At 37.7% G+C, this 19,317-nt stretch carries 11 protein-coding genes, 1 tRNA gene and 1 pseudogene; 3 read left to right on the forward strand and 10 right to left on the reverse strand.

Annotated features, from left to right (window positions below; all coding sequences use genetic code 11):
* Positions 1–16 precede the first annotated feature (16 nt).
* From M0D58_RS04500 to M0D58_RS04520, 5 genes and pseudogenes are all read right to left on the reverse strand, one after another.
* Positions 17–367 (reverse strand): DUF7009 family protein, encoded by a 351-nt coding sequence (locus tag M0D58_RS04500; protein WP_248393811.1) that lies wholly within the window; start codon positions 365–367, stop codon positions 17–19.
* Positions 364–1,239 (reverse strand): formate dehydrogenase accessory sulfurtransferase FdhD, encoded by an 876-nt coding sequence (fdhD, locus tag M0D58_RS04505; protein WP_248393814.1) that lies wholly within the window; start codon positions 1,237–1,239, stop codon positions 364–366. The genes M0D58_RS04500 and fdhD overlap by 4 nt, the downstream gene beginning before the upstream one ends.
* A 145-nt stretch (positions 1,240–1,384) precedes the next feature.
* Entirely contained in the window at positions 1,385–2,524 is a 1,140-nt protein-coding gene (locus tag M0D58_RS04510) for an efflux RND transporter periplasmic adaptor subunit (RefSeq protein ID WP_248393816.1), read from the reverse strand.
* A 4-nt stretch (positions 2,525–2,528) separates the two neighbouring features.
* Positions 2,529–6,956, reverse strand: a pseudogene (locus M0D58_RS04515) (CusA/CzcA family heavy metal efflux RND transporter).
* 214 nt (positions 6,957–7,170) lie between these two features.
* Positions 7,171–7,554, reverse strand: a complete 384-nt coding sequence (locus tag M0D58_RS04520) for a hypothetical protein (protein ID WP_248393818.1) — start codon at positions 7,552–7,554, stop codon at positions 7,171–7,173.
* 417 nt (positions 7,555–7,971) lie between these two features.
* Here M0D58_RS04520 and nhaA point away from each other — a divergent pair, with 417 nt between their 5' ends.
* Complete coding sequence (gene nhaA / locus M0D58_RS04525) at positions 7,972–9,297, forward strand: Na+/H+ antiporter NhaA (protein ID WP_248393820.1); 1,326 nt, start codon at positions 7,972–7,974, stop codon at positions 9,295–9,297.
* Positions 9,298–9,418: 121 nt separating this feature from the next.
* On the opposite strand, the gene M0D58_RS04530 is transcribed toward nhaA, so the two are convergent.
* The 4 genes from M0D58_RS04530 to M0D58_RS04545 form a co-directional block, all read right to left on the reverse strand.
* Positions 9,419–9,492, reverse strand: a tRNA-Arg gene (locus M0D58_RS04530).
* Between the two features lie 71 nt (positions 9,493–9,563).
* Positions 9,564–11,324, reverse strand: coding sequence for a TonB-dependent receptor (locus M0D58_RS04535; protein WP_248393822.1), 1,761 nt, complete (start codon positions 11,322–11,324; stop codon positions 9,564–9,566).
* 31 nt (positions 11,325–11,355) lie between these two features.
* Positions 11,356–11,847, reverse strand: a complete 492-nt coding sequence (locus tag M0D58_RS04540) for a hypothetical protein (RefSeq protein WP_248393824.1) — start codon at positions 11,845–11,847, stop codon at positions 11,356–11,358.
* A gap of 5 nt (positions 11,848–11,852) precedes the next feature.
* Positions 11,853–14,813, reverse strand: coding sequence for a tetratricopeptide repeat protein (locus M0D58_RS04545; protein WP_248393826.1), 2,961 nt, complete (start codon positions 14,811–14,813; stop codon positions 11,853–11,855).
* Between the two features lie 252 nt (positions 14,814–15,065).
* On the opposite strand from M0D58_RS04545, the gene M0D58_RS04550 reads away from it, so the two are divergent.
* The gene (locus M0D58_RS04550; protein WP_248393828.1) at positions 15,066–16,736 is read left to right on the forward strand and encodes an APC family permease; all 1,671 of its coding nucleotides are present in this window, start codon (positions 15,066–15,068) and stop codon (positions 16,734–16,736) included.
* Between the two features lie 113 nt (positions 16,737–16,849).
* The gene (locus M0D58_RS04555; protein ID WP_248393830.1) at positions 16,850–17,191 is read left to right on the forward strand and encodes an Mpo1-like protein; all 342 of its coding nucleotides are present in this window, start codon (positions 16,850–16,852) and stop codon (positions 17,189–17,191) included.
* Positions 17,192–17,258: 67 nt separating this feature from the next.
* On the opposite strand, the gene M0D58_RS04560 is transcribed toward M0D58_RS04555, so the two are convergent.
* On the reverse strand, positions 17,259–19,280 hold the full coding sequence (locus M0D58_RS04560; protein ID WP_248393832.1) for a DUF3857 domain-containing protein: 2,022 nt from the start codon (positions 19,278–19,280) through the stop codon (positions 17,259–17,261).
* Positions 19,281–19,317 lie beyond the last annotated feature (37 nt).

Below are 19,317 nucleotides of genomic sequence, written 5' to 3' on the forward strand. Positions count from 1 at the left end.
TAAAAAAATGAAAGACTTAACATTTAATATTCGGATTAGGATAATTGTCGCTTTGATCTTCCAGGGTGTTATCAATACAGACAAAATCTTTTTCCACCAAAATCTTTACCAAACCGGATTGTCCTTCAAAACCTACTCTATCGGTAGAAATCCACTCATCAATCATGGTTTCAGGCATTTTCAGAATAATTTTATTTTCAATGAAAACTGTTGAAAGTTCCGAATCTTCTGTTTTTTCAATAGCATAGACAAAAGAACGGTTGATGAATGCTGTAGTGTTTGAAATCTTTCCGCTTTTTCCTAATTCTGCTACTTCGGATTGAGTTAAACGGTATCTTACTGAATGGTCTTTAATTCTTATTTTCATAATAAATTTTCAATTTTAAAATGGCTTCCGCAGTGGTAAATATTAAATCGGTTGTTGCGCAGAAAGCCTAATAAAGTCATATCGAATTCTTTTGCAAGTTCTATTGCCAGACTTGATGGGGCTCCTATTGCAGCAACAGTTGTAATTCCCGCCATTGCGGCTTTCTGAATCAGCTCAAAGCTTGCTCTCCCGCTGAGAAGCAAAATTTTATTGCCCAGTGGAAGTAAATTTGCAGACAGCGCATATCCTATAAGTTTATCCAAAGCATTATGTCTTCCCACATCTTCGCGTAAGGCAAGAAGGTTACCTTCCAAATCAAAAATACCGGCAGCGTGTATACTACCGGTGATGCTAAAATTATTCTGAAACGACTGCAGCTTTTCAGACAGCTGATACAGTATTTCCAGAGAAACTTCCGTATTTTCTTTTTTATGTTCTTTAAAAATGCTCACTGTTTTAATGGATTCTATGGAAGCCTTTCCACAAACACCACAGCTGGAAGTAGTATAAAAATTTCTTTCCACTTTCATAAGTTCAGGAACGAAAGATTCATTCAGTTCGACAATGATGCTATTTTCGCTGTTCTTTGAACATGCATTCTCCGGATAACAGATGGTTTTTATCTGCTCGTTACCCGTAATAATTCCTTCTGTAAATAAAAACCCGACCGCCAGTTCCGGGTCATTTCCGGGGGTTCTCATGGTGACCGATATATTTTTAGATTCTTTTTTACCCGATAAATAATATATAATCCTTATTTCCAAAGGTTCTTCCACAGAGACATCATCTGTATAACGAAGACAGGTGCTATCCTTTACCTTAACGATTTCTATCTGCTTTACTGATGTACCTGATAACAGATGCGCTTTCATAATTTATAACAATTGTAAATAAAGGTACAAATTTTATCTATCAAATAAAAAATGGGCCGAAATCATTTTACAGCTATACTTTTCGCTTCTTTTTTTATTAGTGAATGCTTTTAATTCTGTTAAACATATTATTATATGATTCGTTTTACTCTTCCTCCTCCGTATTTTTCAGTTTCATCAAAAGCGTGTAGGCATTTTTGGTCACGATCTTTTTATTTTTAAAATCATCAAAATTGAGAATCTGAACAAAACCGTTTTCCGTTTCTCCTAAAGTAACCGGCGTTAACCGATAGGTCTGTTTTTTCACCTCAACAAAAACAAAGTCTTTGCCTTCAAAATTCACGATGCTTTCCTCCGGAACCGCATTGGAAAAAGAGGTGTTGGTTTCAATTTCGGCATTCATATACATTCCCGGAACCAAGGTTTGATCGTATTTGTCGAAATGACAGTGAACTTCTGCCAGACCGCCCTGACTGATATCCTTGCTGATCAAAAGAATTTCGCCATAATATTTTTTGCTTGGATCAGCATTAGTGTACGCTGCAAAACGCTGTCCTTTTTTCAGGTTTTCCAGATCTTTTTCGTACACTTTAAGATTCAGGTGGATATCATCCGGATTGATGAGCTCAAAAAGTACATCCGAAGGATTTACATATTTCCCGATATTCACATTCACTTTGCTTACAAAACCATTGATGGAGCTGTACACCGGAACACTCTTCGTAATGCTTCCCGATTTTAAAGATTCAGGATTTATATTAATGAGTCTGAGCTGTTGTGCCAATGAATTCATCAGAATTCTCTGGCTGTTCATTTCAGACTGAGCGAGCTGCATTGCTTTGTCGCTGCTTGCCTGACTTTGGTTCAGTGTTTTTTGACGGTTGTAATCCAGTTCTGCAAAATGTGCTTTGGATCTTGCCATCAGATAATCCTGCTGAAGCTGAATGAATTGCGGATTTTCGATCACTGCAATCACCTGCCCTCTGGAAACCGGCATTCCCGGAAGCAGATTGCTGGATTTCAGATAACCGCCAAGCGGAATGCTTACGGAAACCAGGTTCTGTGGCGGAACATCGATCATTCCGTTTAATTTCAGGGTGGAAGCAATATTTTGAAGCGAAAGTGTTGTTGTTACTATCGGTGCATTTTTGAGCTGAGCATCAGTTAAGGTAACTACATTTTCATTTTTCTGGAGACTTTTTTCCTGCTTTGGAGCTTCTTCTTTTTTGCATTGGATGAAGACAAAAAAGCTGATTAATAAGGTATATATTGAAATTGATTTCATTTTTTTACGGATTTAAAGTAAGGTATTCCAGTTCAATGGCACTTTGGTTAAGTTTCCAGACGGCATCGGTGTAATTGTTTTTAAGCTGTACCGCCTGGTTCACGAGGATCACAAATTCAAGGTAATTGATTTCGCCGCCGATAAACTGTCGTTTCGCAGTTTCAGTAATGACCTCTGCATTTTTCAGGTCGGAACTTTCATATTTTGAAACAATTTCCAGATTGGACTGATAGATTTCTCTTGCCTTTTTAAGCTGATTCTGCAGATTGAATTCCACGTTTTTCAGCTCACTTTCTGCGACAGACTGCGCCACTTTTGCAGCTTCAATTCTCGCTTTTTGACCTCCGGAAAATATCGGAAGCGAAACACCGACCTGAACCGAATGAAACTGAGGCGTTGCATTATACAATTTATCATCCGGTCCCAATCCTTTAAAACTGTTCAGATTGTACGCCAATTGCAGACCGGGAAGCATTTTCGCTTTTTCCAGTGCGATCTGTTCTGTGGAAATATTTTTCTGCTGTTCCCAGATTTTCAGCAAAGGATGATCCGTCAGTTTTTCGTTTAAAGAATTGGCAAACGATTTTGAATCTTCGGGAATAAAATCGGTTTCCGTATTCAAAAGCCACTGAAACTGGATCTTTAAAACCGCTAATTCCTGCTGCAATTGTTTTAACTGAATTTCTATCGCCGATTTCTGGCTGGAAGCGGTTGTTTTTTCCAGAATATTGCTCTCGCCTGCTTTCAGTCTGAGATTTGCTTTGTCTGAAAAGTCAGTGTACAGTTTCAGGATTTCATTCAGCAGCTTTTCTTTTTCTTTCCAGTACAGCATATTGTAAAAGGTAAGGCTGACTGCTTTTTTAAGTTCATATTCTTTCAGGGAAACATTCAGCAAAGATTTTTTCCATTCTTCGGTGTATACATTTTTCTGTTTTTTATACACTGTCGGAAAAGCAATGTTCTGAGATACGCCAAATTTCATATCGTTGTACGCACTGTTGATCTGTCCGTAATCGAACGTCACACCAGTCTGCGGAATATCATTTGCCGATTTTATCAAAGCTTTGGAATATTCCGATTTCAATTTTTCGTTTTTAAGATTTCTGTTGTTTTCCAGTGCGGTATTGATCGCAGTCCGAAGATTGATCGGCGTTTGTGCCTTCAGTCCAAATCCTGCAAAGCTGAATAGCAAAATGAATACAGCTGTTATATTTTTATGATTATTTTTCATATGTAGATATTTATTGTTTTTTAAAGGTCATATGTAATCGCGTTTTCTTCAAATGCGTTTGCGTTTTCCAAATGATGGCGATTTCATTTTAAATCCTTTTTCAATGGTTACATAAAGCAGCGGCAATACAAAAAGCGTAAGGAAGGTTGCAACAAGCAAGCCTCCGATCACCACGGTTGCCAACGGACGCTGGACTTCCGCTCCTGCTCCGTTGCTCAATGCCATCGGAATAAATCCTAAAGATGCCACGAAAGCCGTCATCAGAACCGGACGAAGTCTGGATTCTCCACCATCAATTACAATTCTTACGATATTCCGGATTCCGCTTTTGTATAATCTGTTGAATTCTGAGATGAGAACGATTCCGTTGAGAACTGCCACTCCGAAAAGGGCGATGAATCCAACACCTGCACTGATGCTGAAAGGCATTCCTCTCAAAGCCAGAAGAAATACGCCGCCAATAATCGACAGTGGAATTGCGGTGTAAATCAGCAGACTTTCTTTTACCGAGCCGAATGCTAAAAACAACATCACAAAAATAAGCGCCAAAGCAACCGGAACAGCAATCATCAGACGCTGTTTTGCATTGTTCAGGTTTTCAAAAGAACCTCCGTAAGTCATATAATAACCTGTCGGTAGTTTTATCTCTTTGTTGACTTTAGTCTGAAGTTCTTCCACGATGCTCTGAACGTCTCTTCCTTTGATGTTGAATCCAACGACAATTCTGCGCTGTGCATTTTCTCTCTGAATCTGATTCGGACCGTTTTTTACCTCAACTTTCGCGAGCTGGGAAAGCGGAATCTGGTTTCCGAAAGGAGTCGGAACCAACAGGTTTTTAATATCATCCACATTCTTACGGACTTTGGAATCGAGACGGACAACCATATCGAAACGTTTTTCGCCTTCAAAAACGAGACCTGTGCTCTGCCCTGCGAATGCAGCATTCACAATCCGGTTGATGTCGGAAATGGATAAATGATACTGTGCGATTACCGGCCGGTTGTACTCTATCGTTACCTGCGGCATTCCTGCAATCGGTTCGATGTAAAGATTCTGCGCTCCGTCTACAGTTTCAATAATTTTCCCGAGTTTCTGGGCATTTTTTGAAAGCACGTCCAGATCATCACCGAAAATTTTCACTACCACATCCTGTCTTGCTCCCGTCATCAGTTCATTGAAACGCATCTGCACCGGAAACTGGAAACTTACCGTTACCCCGGGAACATCCTGCAGTTCTTTGGTCATTTTATCTGCCAGTTCCGGGAATGTGGATGCGGAAGTCCATTCTTTTTTATCTTTCAGAATTACCATTATATCCGCGGCATCCATCGGCATCGGATCTGTAGGAACTTCCCCGCTTCCAATTTTTGTCACGACTTTTTGTACTTCGGGAAATCTTGATTTCAGAATATGAGCGGCTTTCTGGGTGCTTTCAATGGTTGTGTTGAGATTGCTTCCCGGCAAAACCCTGGTTTCTACGGCAAAATCTCCTTCTTCAAGCGAAGGAATAAACTCCCCTCCCATTCTGCTGAGAATGAAAATTGCCAAGACAAAAAGTACAGCCACGACAGAAAATACCATTTTCGGAAATCTTAAAATTTTAAGCAATGTTTTGAGATAGATTTTCTCCACTTTTTTCATCATCCGGTCGGATAAGTTCGGTTTCAGGTTTCTTTTTCTCAAGAGCAAAGAACTCATCATCGGAATGTAGGTTAATGAGAGTAAAAATGCACCTAATAAAGCGAAAGCAACAGTCTGAGCCATCGGTTTAAACATTTTCCCTTCAATTCCCTGTAAGGTAAGAATCGGAAGATACACGATCAGAATGATGATTTGTCCGAAAACGGCACTGTTCATCATTTTTCCGGCAGAATCGGTAACAATGGTGTCCATTTCTTCTTTTCCGACGGAGAATATTTTTTTGAATTTTGAATTATGGCTGAACTGGTGCAGGACGGATTCTACAATAATCACCGCACCGTCGATAATCAAACCAAAATCCAGTGCACCGAGACTCATCAGGTTTCCGCTGACTCCGAAAAGATTCATCATACAGATGGCAAAAAGCATTGCGAGAGGAATTACGGAAGCAACGAGCAATCCGGCGCGTACATTTCCGAGGAACAGAACCAGTACAAAAACAACGATCAATGCGCCTTCTGTAAGATTTTTCTCAACGGTCCCGATGGCGTTATTTACCATTTTGGTACGATCCAGGAACGGTTCTATTACTACTCCTTTCGGAAGTGTTTTCTGAATCTGTGCAATTTTTTCTTTTACGTTTTTAATGACCTGATTGCTGTTTTCGCCTTTCAGCATCATGACCACTGCTCCGGAAACTTCTCCTTGATCATTAAATGTCATGGCACCATATCTTGTGGCAAAGCTGGTTTTCACCTCTGCAACGTCTCTTATAAATAATGGAATTTCATTGGTTTTGGAAGCAATCGCAATATTTTTGATGTCTTCGATATTTCCGATCAGACCTTCGCTTCGGATGTATAAAACGGTCGGGCCTTTTTCGATATAAGCACCTCCTGTGTTCTGGTTATTGGTATTTAATGCATCGAAAACGTCGTTGATGGTGATTCCGTAAGCATTTAACCTGTCGGGATTTACGGCAATTTCGTATTGTTTCATTTTTCCTCCGAAACTGCTGACTTCGGCAACGCCTTTTACACCGAGAAGCTGTCTTCTTACGATCCAGTCCTGAATGGTGCGGAGTTCTGTGATGTCGTATTTTTTCTCGTAGCCTTTTTCGGGACGGATCACGTACTGGAAAATTTCTCCTAACCCTGTGGAAATAGGACCTAATTCGGGGGTTCCGATTCCCTGCGGAATCTGGGTCTGAACCTGCTGCAGCCTTTCTGCAACCTGTTGTCTTGCCCAGTAAATATCGACATCATCCTCGAAAACGATGGTAACGAGCGATAAACCGAACCGTGAAAAACTGCGGATCTCTTTTAATCCTGAAATATTATTGTTTGCCTGTTCTATGGGAAATGTCACCAGTCTTTCAATGTCCGTTGCTCCAAATGAAGGGGCAATCGTGATGACCTGAACCTGGTTGTTGGTAATGTCCGGAACAGCGTCGATCGGCAGTTTGGTTACCTGATAGGAACCAATGCCTATCAATCCCAAAACCAACAGCGCAATGATGAGTTTATTCTTTACAGAAAACTCAATGATTTTTGTAAGCATAATGATTTGTTGAGCTTATTAGCAGATGATAGATAATAGATTACAAATGATAGATAACTATTTGATAGATAAATCTCTATTCGAATTTACTATTCCAGCAAATGCTTATGAATAAATAAGTTTGATCGCCTGATAAAAAATTAATGAACCTATGGTTGATCAACTTAATATCAAAACGTTCTCAAAAATATTTTTGAGAAGAATTCAGAAAAAATCAACAAAATTTCGGCGGTTGCCAGATAGAATTGAGAATATCTTTATTGTAAAAGATGCTTTTGTAAAAAGTCTGTTTGGATTTAATAATCGGGTTGGATTCTTTGTCGGACAACTGAAAAGTAAAAGGTATCGCCGGTGTACAAACGATCACAAGATGCGCAGCGTGCGAAACGAATGGCAGTTGCTGATCTTTGTTATAATCTGAATCTTTTACCGGGTTTTCGTAATGGATTTTAAAGAACGAACCGATTGTGATAGCAGGATTTTGCTCCTTATGCTCCAGATAATGCTCAATAAGCGCAGGAACTTTCAAAAACTGATACAGCTCGGTTGTAGAAACCAAGTATAAACTAAGCAATAGTATTGAGATCAGTTTTTTCACTTATGCAAAATTATAAAATGTTTCGTTAAGAACAATTTTAAATAAGCTAAATCATTTTTTGCAATATTAAAAGCTCTGTATTGTATATTGGTACTCATTATAGAAGTGATCTTTTTCTTAAACATTTCTTAAAAAGGATTTATCTTTATTTAAGAAACACATCTTTTCAGCTGTAGTTTATTATTTTTGTAAGCCATCAAATATCTTTTACTACAGTATTCAAATCTACATTTATTGCCACTACTATTTTTTATTTCGAAATTTTTGTTTAAATTTTAATATCCAATGTTTTAAAAATCAAATTATTCACTGAATCCTTGGGATATTAAACAGACCTGGTAAAATTGACCGTCGGGGCATAATGACGGGAGATAAACGCCAAAAATCGTAAATTTACAATCTATTAAAAAAGAAACGATGAGCAATGATTACAATTACAAACCGATAGACAAGATCGTGCAGCCTATGCAAAGATTTATTCAACAGGAAAAGTCTGGGGGACTGTTGTTGGGAATCAGCGTTATATTGGCCCTTATTTTGGCAAATACACCTTTGTCTCATGCCTATCATGAAGTTTTGGAACAATCTTTTGGCTTCCAGTGGAACAATGAAACCTATTTTAATTATACCATTCACCACTGGATTAATGACGGTCTGATGTCCATATTTTTCTTTGTGGTAGGTTTGGAGCTGAAACGGGAGATTATCGGGGGAGAGCTTTCTAATGTCAGAAAGGCTGTTTTACCTATTGTAGCTGCTGTTGGAGGCATGGTAATGCCTGCCCTTATTTATCTTCTTTTCAATCCTTCAGGCGAGCCACACAAAGGCTGGGGAATCCCGATGGCTACAGATATTGCTTTTGCATTGGGAGTTCTTTACCTGCTGGGAAATAAAATACCGTTGGCACTTAAGGTTTTTTTAACAGCACTTGCTATTGTCGATGATCTTGGAGCAGTGCTCGTTATCGCATTTTTCTACACCGCTGAAATCAATATGGTATTTTTACTGGCCGGACTTTTCATTCTTGCTATAATGTATTTGGGAAACAAGCTTGGCATACGATCCATTATTTTTTATGCAGTTTTGGGAATCGGCGGAGTCTGGACCTGTTTTCTCGTGTCGGGAGTTCATGCTACGATCGCCGCCGTACTGGCCGCATTTACGATCCCGGCCGATGTGAAGATCCGGGAAAGTGTTTTTATTGCCAAGATTAATTCCTATCTGGAACGATTTAAAAATATTGATCCGGACCAGAATACACCCACCCTCACCAATGAACAGCTACATGTCCTGGAAAAAATGAACGAGGCAACCCTGGCTGCCACTCCCCCATTGCAAAGACTGGAACATGCCATGCATCCTGCCGTTTCATTCCTGATTATCCCTATTTTCGCTATAGCGAATGCAGGTGTCTCGCTAACTATTGATATAGAGAGTCTCTTTAACAATAATATTGCAGTAGGTACTGCTTTAGGTCTGTTATTGGGTAAAGTAATCGGCATTGCAGGATTTAGTATTTTGTTTATAAAACTGAAAATTGCCAAAGTTCCTACGGGAATGACAATCAAAAACCTTTTCGGACTTGGATTTTTAGCTTCTATAGGATTCACCATGTCACTTTTTGTAACCTCACTGGCCTTTGGCCATGAAGAATACCAGACTCAGGCAAAAATAGGTATATTTGCCGCATCACTTATCGGTGGAATTATAGGATATGTGATTCTCAACCGATCTGCAAAATAACTAAGGATGATTAGAATATAGATCAGGAATATGACAAACAGGCTCACCGACCAGATGTATTATACCAATTATAAAATAAAAAAAGGAAAAAGCACTCTTAAAATGCTTTTTTCCTTACAGGTGACCCCGGAGGGATTCGAACCCCCAACCGACGGAGCCGAAATCCGTTATTCTATCCAGTTGAACTACGGAGCCATTTATAAATGATAACTGATGAATTATAAATGATTAATCATTCATCAATTATCATCTATCAATTATTATATTTAGAATGTAATCTTTACGCCTCCCAAAATTTGTGCACCAAGAACTTTGTAGCCTTTGTACGTTTGGTATTTTGAGTTTAGAAGATTATTTCCGAGTGCGAAAATACTGAAATTTTTGTGAATTTTATACTCTGCTGATAAGTTTAAATCAGCATACCCTCCAACTTTATCATTTGTATCCTCTGTAGACAGGTAGGTTACCGGATTGCCAACTCCCTCAAGCACAAATGAATTCGTCGTTCTGTCGCTTGCAAAAATCCCTTTAAAACCAAGCATTAATTTTTGATCAAGCATGGTATATTTTGCTCCGATTGACGCCGTTACGAGCGGTACATTATAGATATCCGAGTAATTATCGAGGTCAAATTTGGTAAATTTTACTTCTGTATCCAGGATAAGATTTGCCAGCGGGAAATATTGAAGGCTACCTTTAATATCGCCCACATTACCATTATCATAAACAGCAGAAAAAGTATTGGCATAATTATAAGCGGAACGATTAACCGAAGTATAATCGAACAAATCATTTGCTCTGAAGAACATGATATCATTCATTTTTCCGTACCCTGCAGAAACATCATATTTGAACATTTCATCAATATCTCCTCTCAAACCTACATAAAAATGATATTTTGTTTCAGTAGGTCTTAAGTACTGATCGGAAACGATAAAAGGGTTTTGCTGTAAAAGATCAGCATATGTATTCAGTTTAAGACCTCCGTCTACCCCACCGTAGAATTTAAACTCATCAGCGGCGGCATACTGGAATTCAGCCTGTGGAAACCAATACGTTTTATTATTTTTCATCTGTTCAGCCATCATCATATTCTGATTTTTCGAATTCAGAAATGCAAATGAAGAACCTAACATTAAATATGAATCTCCTTTTCTAAAGGTAACTTTAGGAGCAAGATTCAGATTAACAAAATTGGATGAATTCTGATCAAGAATGGCAAATTCACTTTTTACAGCTTCCACACCTACTCCCAGATCAGCGTTAAGGTTAAAACCTGACTTCCCGATTTCAACCGCATGTTTTGACAAATTGGCTAAAATGGAGACCTGGTTTTCCTGAGCATCAAAATGGTCTTTCAAAAAAGATGACTTTACACGCACATCATTCAGAATTTCATTGGAATAAAAATCATAATATCCGTTTACTTTAAATTGATTAACTCTCTGATCCAGATCAACATCTCCAGGCTGCAGTGCATAAATTCCGTAGTAGTTATAACTGTTTAAGCCATATTCAGCATTCAGATTGAATTTCCCTTTATCTCCGTAAGAATTGAGAAAGGCTCCCAAAGTAGTGGAACTCTGCTTGGAATCCCAGTCATATTCTTTTTTAAGGCCTTGTGTTGAAAGAAAATGGGCATCAACACCCACCTCAATTTTGTTTTCCAGTGTTTTGGAAATATTGGCATCTCCGAGAATTTTCCCGTAATTTCCCATTCCGAACTGGATATAATTATTTTGCGCAGAACCTTCAAATTTTGGTGTAACATCCTGGCCCTGGATGGTAGAAGTTTTAAAATCCGAAACTGCGGGAACATCCGTTATTCTGTATTGTACAGGATTCTGGGATTTTTCTTCCGGCGGATAATTTTTAATGGTTTCTACCGAAGTTTTCTTTTTTTCGATGTTCTTTACTTCCGGTTCTCTTTTTTTATTAAGAATCAGTTTTTCTTCTTTGATCTGGGAAAACGCCACCGACGAAACCCCTAAGAATAATATAGATAATATTTGAATTTTCCTGTTCATATTTTCTTTATTTGAAAAATATAATTAGAGATTATTTATTGGAAGCCATATAACTCCCCAATAATGCTTTCCCTGCTTGTTTATTATAAGTTTTGCTCAGTCTGAATATATTAAATAGCCATAAACTCTGATTAACTTCTAATTTAAATTGATAATTTTTAACCGTATTGTTTTCTGAAACATCATAGTTGAAAGTGTCTTTGGTACGATAAACCGAAGGCAATAATCCTAAAGTCAGCATACTTCCCGCCATTAAATTGCCACACTGAAAGCTTTGATCCGGAACTAATTCATACAATTTTATTTTTGCGACATCCATACTATCGTCTACAATTTCATAAATATCAGAGTGTTTTAAAATAGTATATTCACGTTTCAGTTCTTTATTAATCACAAAAGCTTTCTGCTTCTGAAAATCTGGCTTTATTCTTCTGTATTCTTTATTGCTAGCATTATAAGAAGGAAAACAGCTACACAAAGAAATAGAAAAAAGAAAAAAATATGTTATAACCTTAATTTTCATGAAAGCTATTTTTTAATCTGCTTTTTAACCTCTTTTGCTTCCGCTACGATCTCCGGAAAATCTTTATAATTTTCGATAATCTGATCGCATGTATAGCTCGCCTGGTAATTGTCTTTTAAACCAACATAGTTTTTCGCCATTAATACAAGAGCTTTTGCTCCCCAATATTCCTCCGAAGAATAATTATTGGCCAGTTTAAAAATCGTTTCATTGGAAGATTTAAAGGCCTTTGCTTTACTCTGATAAAATGCTTTTGCATAAAGCGATTCTGCCGCAACTTCCGTATTAGAAGATTTCTCCAAAGAAGCATATGCAGCCTGTGCATCCTTATCTTTTCCGGCATTCATCAGGCTTCTTGCTTTAATCACTTTTGCAGTCTCAATAACGGCCGCCGAGTTTTTACCGTTGGCAATTACCGCATCGGCAAGCTTTTCAGCTTCAGCAAAATTCTTTTCTTCAGCGTATAATTTCATTAATTCTACATTTGCATAGTTTTTAACATTTACATTTGAAGAATTTTTGATGTTTTCTAAATATTTTCTGGCTTCTCCCGAATCACCCTGTGCAATATAGATCTGGGCCAGACGGGTTTGCGCATCATCCTGATAATCGTTTTGCACATTGGCAATTTCCTGTAAAACCAGCAATGCTTTTGTTGTATTTTTTGTCTGGTAGTAACTTTCTCCAAGCTCATATTTTGCCTGGTAAAGACCTTCTCCTGTAGGATTTTGGGTTAAATATTTTTCGTAGTACGAAATAGCACTTTGATAATCTTTTTTAGCAAAATACTGTTTTGCCGTGGAAAGGTTGATCTCGTCAATTTCAGCAGCATCGATGTTGACTCCGATATTTTTAGCAAAACTCTGATAGCCGGCAACATCTCCGTTTTTAGTGAAAATTGGCTTTGCAGCCTGCGCTATTTTTTCAGCATAAGCTGTATTTCTGTACTGCTCACCAAGAGATTTTAATTCAGATAATGCTTTATCATTCTGATTTAAATCAATATAATTTTGTGCCCTGTAAATTGAAGCATTCGCAACCAGATCTTTATCCGATGAGTTTCTGATTACTTTGGCAAAGAAATCATTTGAGTTGGCAAAATCATCCTGCGCCGCATAGGCTGTTCCTATTTCATACTGAGCATCATCATAATACTCCGAATCCGGATATTTTGACAACAGGTTTTTCAGATTGGAAATTTTAGCCTGCGTATCGCCTTTAAATCCTAAGGCCATTGCCTTCTGATACAATGTATAATCTGTGGCATCTTCATTTTTCTCATAGATGGCGATCGCTTCATTCAGATTATTATTGGCGTAATTGATGTCTGCCAAACGAAGTTCAGCATCATTTTTAAATTCAGGTTTCGGATTTTTTAAATATTGGGTGAAATACTGTTCTGCCTGATCAAACTTTTTAGACTTGAAATAGGCATATCCCAAATCGTAAGGAAGCTGCTGCTTTTCAGGGAAATTTTCATTTAAAAGCTTTTCGTAGCGTGCTATGGCAGAAGGATAGTTCCCTTTCTGGTAATACACCTGTCCCAGCCAGTATAATGCCCTGTTGTTAAACTCTTTATTGATATTAAACCCTAAACTTCTGAGGAAATACTGTTCCGCTTCATCATAATTCCCCTTGTTGAATTCTTCCGTTCCCAGTAAGTATGAAACTTCCTGGTCAATTTTATCAATTTCCGGAGATGAATTCTTAAGCCTGTCGATCGCATTCAGTGTTTCTTTATAATTTCCCGAATAGAGATAAGATTTCACCAAAAGTGATCTCATCTCTGAAGCATTGGTTTCCGGATTTTCGGTAATATAATTCTGAATTACCGTGGAAGCGCTTTCAAAAGGATTCCCGATATCATAACTTAATTTTGCATACTGCTCGTGGGCCAGCTTTTTCACTTTCGGATCATAGTTCATCTGGTATGAAGAACGGAAAGCCGAAAGCGCTTCCTGTTTTTTATCCACCGCGAGATACGCATTTCCAAGCTGATAATAAGCATTTTGAGCCAGCGCTGAATTGCTGTTTAATAATTGGTTGTAATAGGAAACCGCTTCATCATATTTTTTAAGCTGAGCTGCCACAAATCCCATTTCATACAGATCATTTTCCGAAGGATTCTGCTGAACGCTCAGATAATCTTTAAGGTGGGGATATGCTGACGTATAATCGCCTTTCATGAAGTAACTTTCTCCGATGATTTTATGAACTTCCGCTTTATAAGCTTCAGAAATATCTTCATTCAATAAAGCTGTACCTTCTGAAATTGCCTTATCATAGTCCTTATCATTATAATACATCTGAACATAATAAGGACGAACGAGTTTGGAATATTTAGGCTGATCTTTTACCGAATCGAAATATCGGAATGCCTTTTCATTCTGCCGGTCGGAATAATATAAATGTCCTAACATGTAGGCAATATCCCCTTTTTGGGAATCGTCTGCTGTTTTGTAGGCTTCTTCAAGAGCATCAGTTGCCCCTTTAGAATCTCCCATCATGAATTTGGCATATCCTAATTTCAGAACATATTGCGTATTTTCTTCTTTTGAAAGCTGATATTGATTTACTTTTTTAAGTGTTTCCAGGGCTTTCGGAAAATCCTTTTTAGCAAGATAATAATCTGCCAACGGTAAATTAGCCTGTGCAAAATACGCCGAGTTCGGATATTCTTTAATAAAAGCCGTTAAACCTTCTTCCGCATGATTTTTCTGAAGAATAACTCCAATCACATTATCAAAAAACTGCGCAGCTTCCTGTCTTGACCTTGACAAATTCTGGTTGTAGAAATATTGCCGGGCATATTCATATTGAGAAGCGTTGTATATTTTGGTCTGATAAAGATTTTCAGCAAGGTTGAAACGGTAATTTTCTTTTTGGGTAAAGTATTGAGACTGCTGTGCATCGGAGATTCCGAAATAGAACACCGCAGCCGCTAAGAGTATTTTTTTTGATTTCATTAATTTTAAATTTTAAAATGTTTAAGGCTGATAATCAGCTTTACTATATTTAAAATTCTGCGGAAAAATTATCCACAATCCATCAACGAAAATATTGAAAAGATATTGTATATACAAGTGTTTTAACACATTGTTAATAAGTGGATAAATTTTTAAGACTTCTTAACTTTTCGGTAAGAAACCTTAAGAAAACCTGAATTATTTCAGATAAATAATTACATTTGCTTTTTTCAAATCAAATTTTAGAATTGAATGAGTCAGCTTTTTAGAAGGAAAATCTATTCAGAGTCAGATACATCCACAAGCCTGCATAGAGTTTTGGGTGTTTGGGATATTGTGTTCTTTGGTATTGCAGCGATTATTGGTGCGGGAAGTTTCAGCAGTTTGGGAGAAGCGGTTTTCAGAGGAGGTCCCGGAGTTATTTTACTGTATCTGATTTGTGGTTTTGCCTGCGGATTTACGGCACTTTGTTATGCTGAATTTGCCAGCAGAATTCCTACTGCAGGATCGGCTTATACTTATGCCTATGCAAGTTTTGGTGAACTTATTGCCTGGGTTATCGGCTGGGCATTGATTATGGAGTATTCCTTCGGAAATATCTATGTCGCTTTTTCGTGGTCGGATTATTTTACCAGCTTTTTAGAAAGATTGGGCATGCATATTCCGGACTATCTTACCTGCAGTTATACGGAAGCTAAAAAAGCCTTTATGAACGGCTCAGAAAATAAAGAGCTCATCAGTGCATGGAAAAATGCACCGTTGTTGGGAAATTTAAAATTCATTGTTGACGTTCCGGCATTGGTTATTAACGGACTAATCACGTGGCTGTGCTATGTCGGCGTTAAAGAAAGTAAAAACTTTAATAACGTTTTAGTAATTCTGAAACTTGCCGTTATTGTTCTGATAATTTTGGTAGGCTTCGCTTACATTAATACAGATAACTGGACCCCTGTAAATCCTGAAACACAGGTCGCTTCTTTTATGCCGAACGGCTTTGCAGGCGTCATGAGTGCAGTTTCAGGAGTATTCTTTGCCTACATCGGCTTTGATGCTTTAAGTGTACTTTCCGAAGAGACAAAAGATCCGCAGCGTACATTACCTAAGGGAATGATCATTTCCCTGGTGCTGTGTACTGTTATTTATATCGCTTTGACTCTGGTGCTGACAGGAATGGTAGATTACAGGAAATTCGACGGTGTTGGAGATCCGCTTTCTTTCATCTTTGAAAAATCCAATGCCAATGTTGCCTGGATGGAACTCGTGGTTTCTTTTGTTGCTATTGTTGCTATTACGACGGTTTTACTGGTATTTCAGATGGGGCAGCCGAGAATATGGTATGCGATGAGCCGTGACGGACTGATGTCTCCAAAATTCCAGACGGTACATCCAAAATACAAAACCCCTTCTTATGCAACCGTAGTTACAGGAATTGTAGTTGGTATTCCTATATTATTTACCGATAAAAGCTTCATTCTTGATTTTACAAGTATCGGAACTATTTTCGCATTTGTACTGGTTTGCGCCGGCGTTCTGACGCTCCCTGCAAAAGAGAAACTGAAAGGCAGATTCCATCTTCCTTATATTAATGGTAAAATCATTTTCCCGGTTATTTTTATCGGTAGCCTGATCGGTTTCTATTTCTGGCAGCCTGAATTTTTTAACACGCTGATGGATTGGAATGATCCTAAAGAAGGAGAATTCAGAGCTTCTATATTTTTCTTTATATTGATTAATCTTGTTCTTTGCATCTTTACTTTTATAAAGAACTTTTCATTGATTCCATTAGTCGGGTTAAGCTCATGCTTATATCTTTTAACCGGGATGAGCCATGACAACTGGTTTTGGTTCGGGCTATGGTTTGCAATAGGACTGATTATTTATTTCTGCTACGGATACAGAAACAGTAAGCTCAGAAAAGCTTAACATATAACAAATACGGAGCCGGATTCTTTAAAAGAATCCGGCTTTTATTTTTTGGAAACTTTAAAATTTGGCGAACTTATTGCTTAGATTCTATTAATTAAAATACAAATGCCATGTCTGAAAGAATAAAAACATTCAAGGAATTTTACCAGTTTTACCTTACTGAACATCGTAAAATGGGAACGCGAATTTTCCATTTTGTAGGAATTTTATTGGTATTTTTTGTAATAGGATACGTGATAAGTTCAGGAAAAGAAAGGTTTTTATGGTATGTTCCAATATTTGGATACGGCTTTGCATGGTTTAGTCATGCTGTGATTGAAAAGAATAAACCGGCAACATTCCGTTATCCGCTGTGGTCATTGATTTCAGATTTCAGACTTTTTTTTGAACTCCTGATCGGCAAACAGAAATTCACTGGAATTCCGGTTCCGAAGAAGACGGAAGAGATTTAGAGCTTTTATAATCAAAAAAATTTCGGGCGGGTTTGCTTTGCAAACCCGCCCGAAATTTTCCTCAACCTTATTTAAATCTTTTCTTAAAGTTAAACTTCAGCATATTCATCAGCCCCGGTTCAATAATATCAATTCCCAAACCGAAATTACTGTCCGCCACCGTGTGATGATCTGTTCTGAATTTTTCAAATTCATCTTTCGGAATTTCAAGATTCACAAGAGGACTGTATTCTATGTAGGCTGTTGCTCCATTCTTAATTACTTTCTTTCGGCTTTTAAAATCAAAATACGGATTGCTAATGCTACTTTCCTGCACCGTGTATTTTTCTTCCGTATCAATCTTTTGGTCGGTGTACAAGTTGATTTCATATTTCTCACTGTCAAAATTATGCCAGAAAGGAAGATCTTTATGCATATAATCCCGGGCGCTGGCTTTCACCAAATTCCGGTCGAAATACATCAGAAAACGGTTATTTTTAGGATCCACATAATATGGATTTTCTATAATGGACTGATACTGAATTTTAAATTCATTCTGTTTTTTGTCATCACTTACGATATCTATTACAGCATCTTTAAAAATATTTCTGATATCCGTTCCGTTTCTGTCTCCCGAATAATTAAGGCTGTAAAAAAGGAAATTATTCCAGCTGTCGATCACTTCTCTCCTATTTGTGTTTTTAAAATACCTTCTCATGGCATTGGCACGGTTACCTTTATAAGTTGTGGTAAGGGTGAGTTTTCCTATTGTATTCTGAACCCGGAAATCTACTTTTTCATCTACACAGAAATAAGGATAGCGGTACGGTTTTCTTTGCTTCAGTTCCTGATCGGGTTTCACTTCCAAATAATGCATGAAATAAATGAATCCGCGGTTTTCAAGTGTTCCGAATTCATCACGAATCGTAGCGTCTATAAAAAACTCTTCACCTTTATAATTAATTTTCACAATCGCATGATTGAATGTCAGCAAAGAAGGCAGATAATATTTAATATAAAAATCTGTGTGAAAATTTACCAGAACAATAGTGGCCTCCACTCCGATGTAATCCAGAATTACCTTTAAGAGAACAGATTTGGCCTTGCAATCGCCTTGTTTATTATCATAAGTTACAGCAGGTTCCTGTGGCTTGTGGCCATTCATCTCATCAGCATTAAAAATGTAATAAATATTGTTCTGTACATATTCAATCGCAAACTGGATTTTCTCATCAAGATCCTGTAAAGCATCAAGTTTCTCAATAAGGTTCGGTGCAAAATCCTTTAAAGAAGCATTGTTAAAGATTTCCTGATAAATCGGTGCAATATAATTGGAAAGCTCTTTCCAGGTGTTGTCCGTTGCAAAATCTATGAATGGGAAAATTTCACGGTTAGCATCTACGGGATTGATATAATCAGTCTCTTCAAAAACGAATTTTTCCCCTTTTTCAAGGTAATGTACTTCCGGCTCCTGTACATTGCCGCTTTCATCCCTGAAAAATGTTTTCTTATAAGCAATTTTTTCACTGCGTTCATTGATGAAGGTAAATTTATAGCTGCCGTAGGCCCAGTAATTATCAGGACTTACCCAAACGTATTTTGAAAATTCTTTTCTCAGAAAATCGCGTTCGGTAAAGGGTTTCACTCTTGAATCTTCCATAATAAGAATATCATAGAGCCGGAGATCTTTTATGGTAATATTGATTTTCTTGTTGCTGCTCAGAATCCCTCCGCTGCTGTGATTCTCGCTGTCCAGAACTTTAATTTTCGTATCCGGGATCTTATCAATCAGAACACCATCTCTTAAAACACTGATGCGGTGAATATGGTAGACTTCATTTTCCTCAACAACGACATCTGAAACAGAAGCTCTTTCAAGATTGGCGGGCTCATTTAAAGTGTAGGCCATACAGACATATTCATTGTTTTCCGTATTGCTGGTGTAATACTTTTTATCTAAAAAATAACAAAAATCCTTTCCTTCATTGTTTTGCTGTCGGGCAAAATCGGAATCCTGTATTCTGTTTATGAGTTCCTGATCATCAATATTTCCAGCCCATTCTTCCGGTTTCCGGATTCTGTAATTTTCAATTTCGATCTGATTATCCATATTATATTTTACTAATTGTGTCTTGGTGTATAAATAA

It is taken from the genome of Chryseobacterium nepalense (assembly GCF_023195755.1).
GTDB classification, from domain to species: Bacteria; Bacteroidota; Bacteroidia; order Flavobacteriales; family Weeksellaceae; genus Chryseobacterium; species Chryseobacterium nepalense.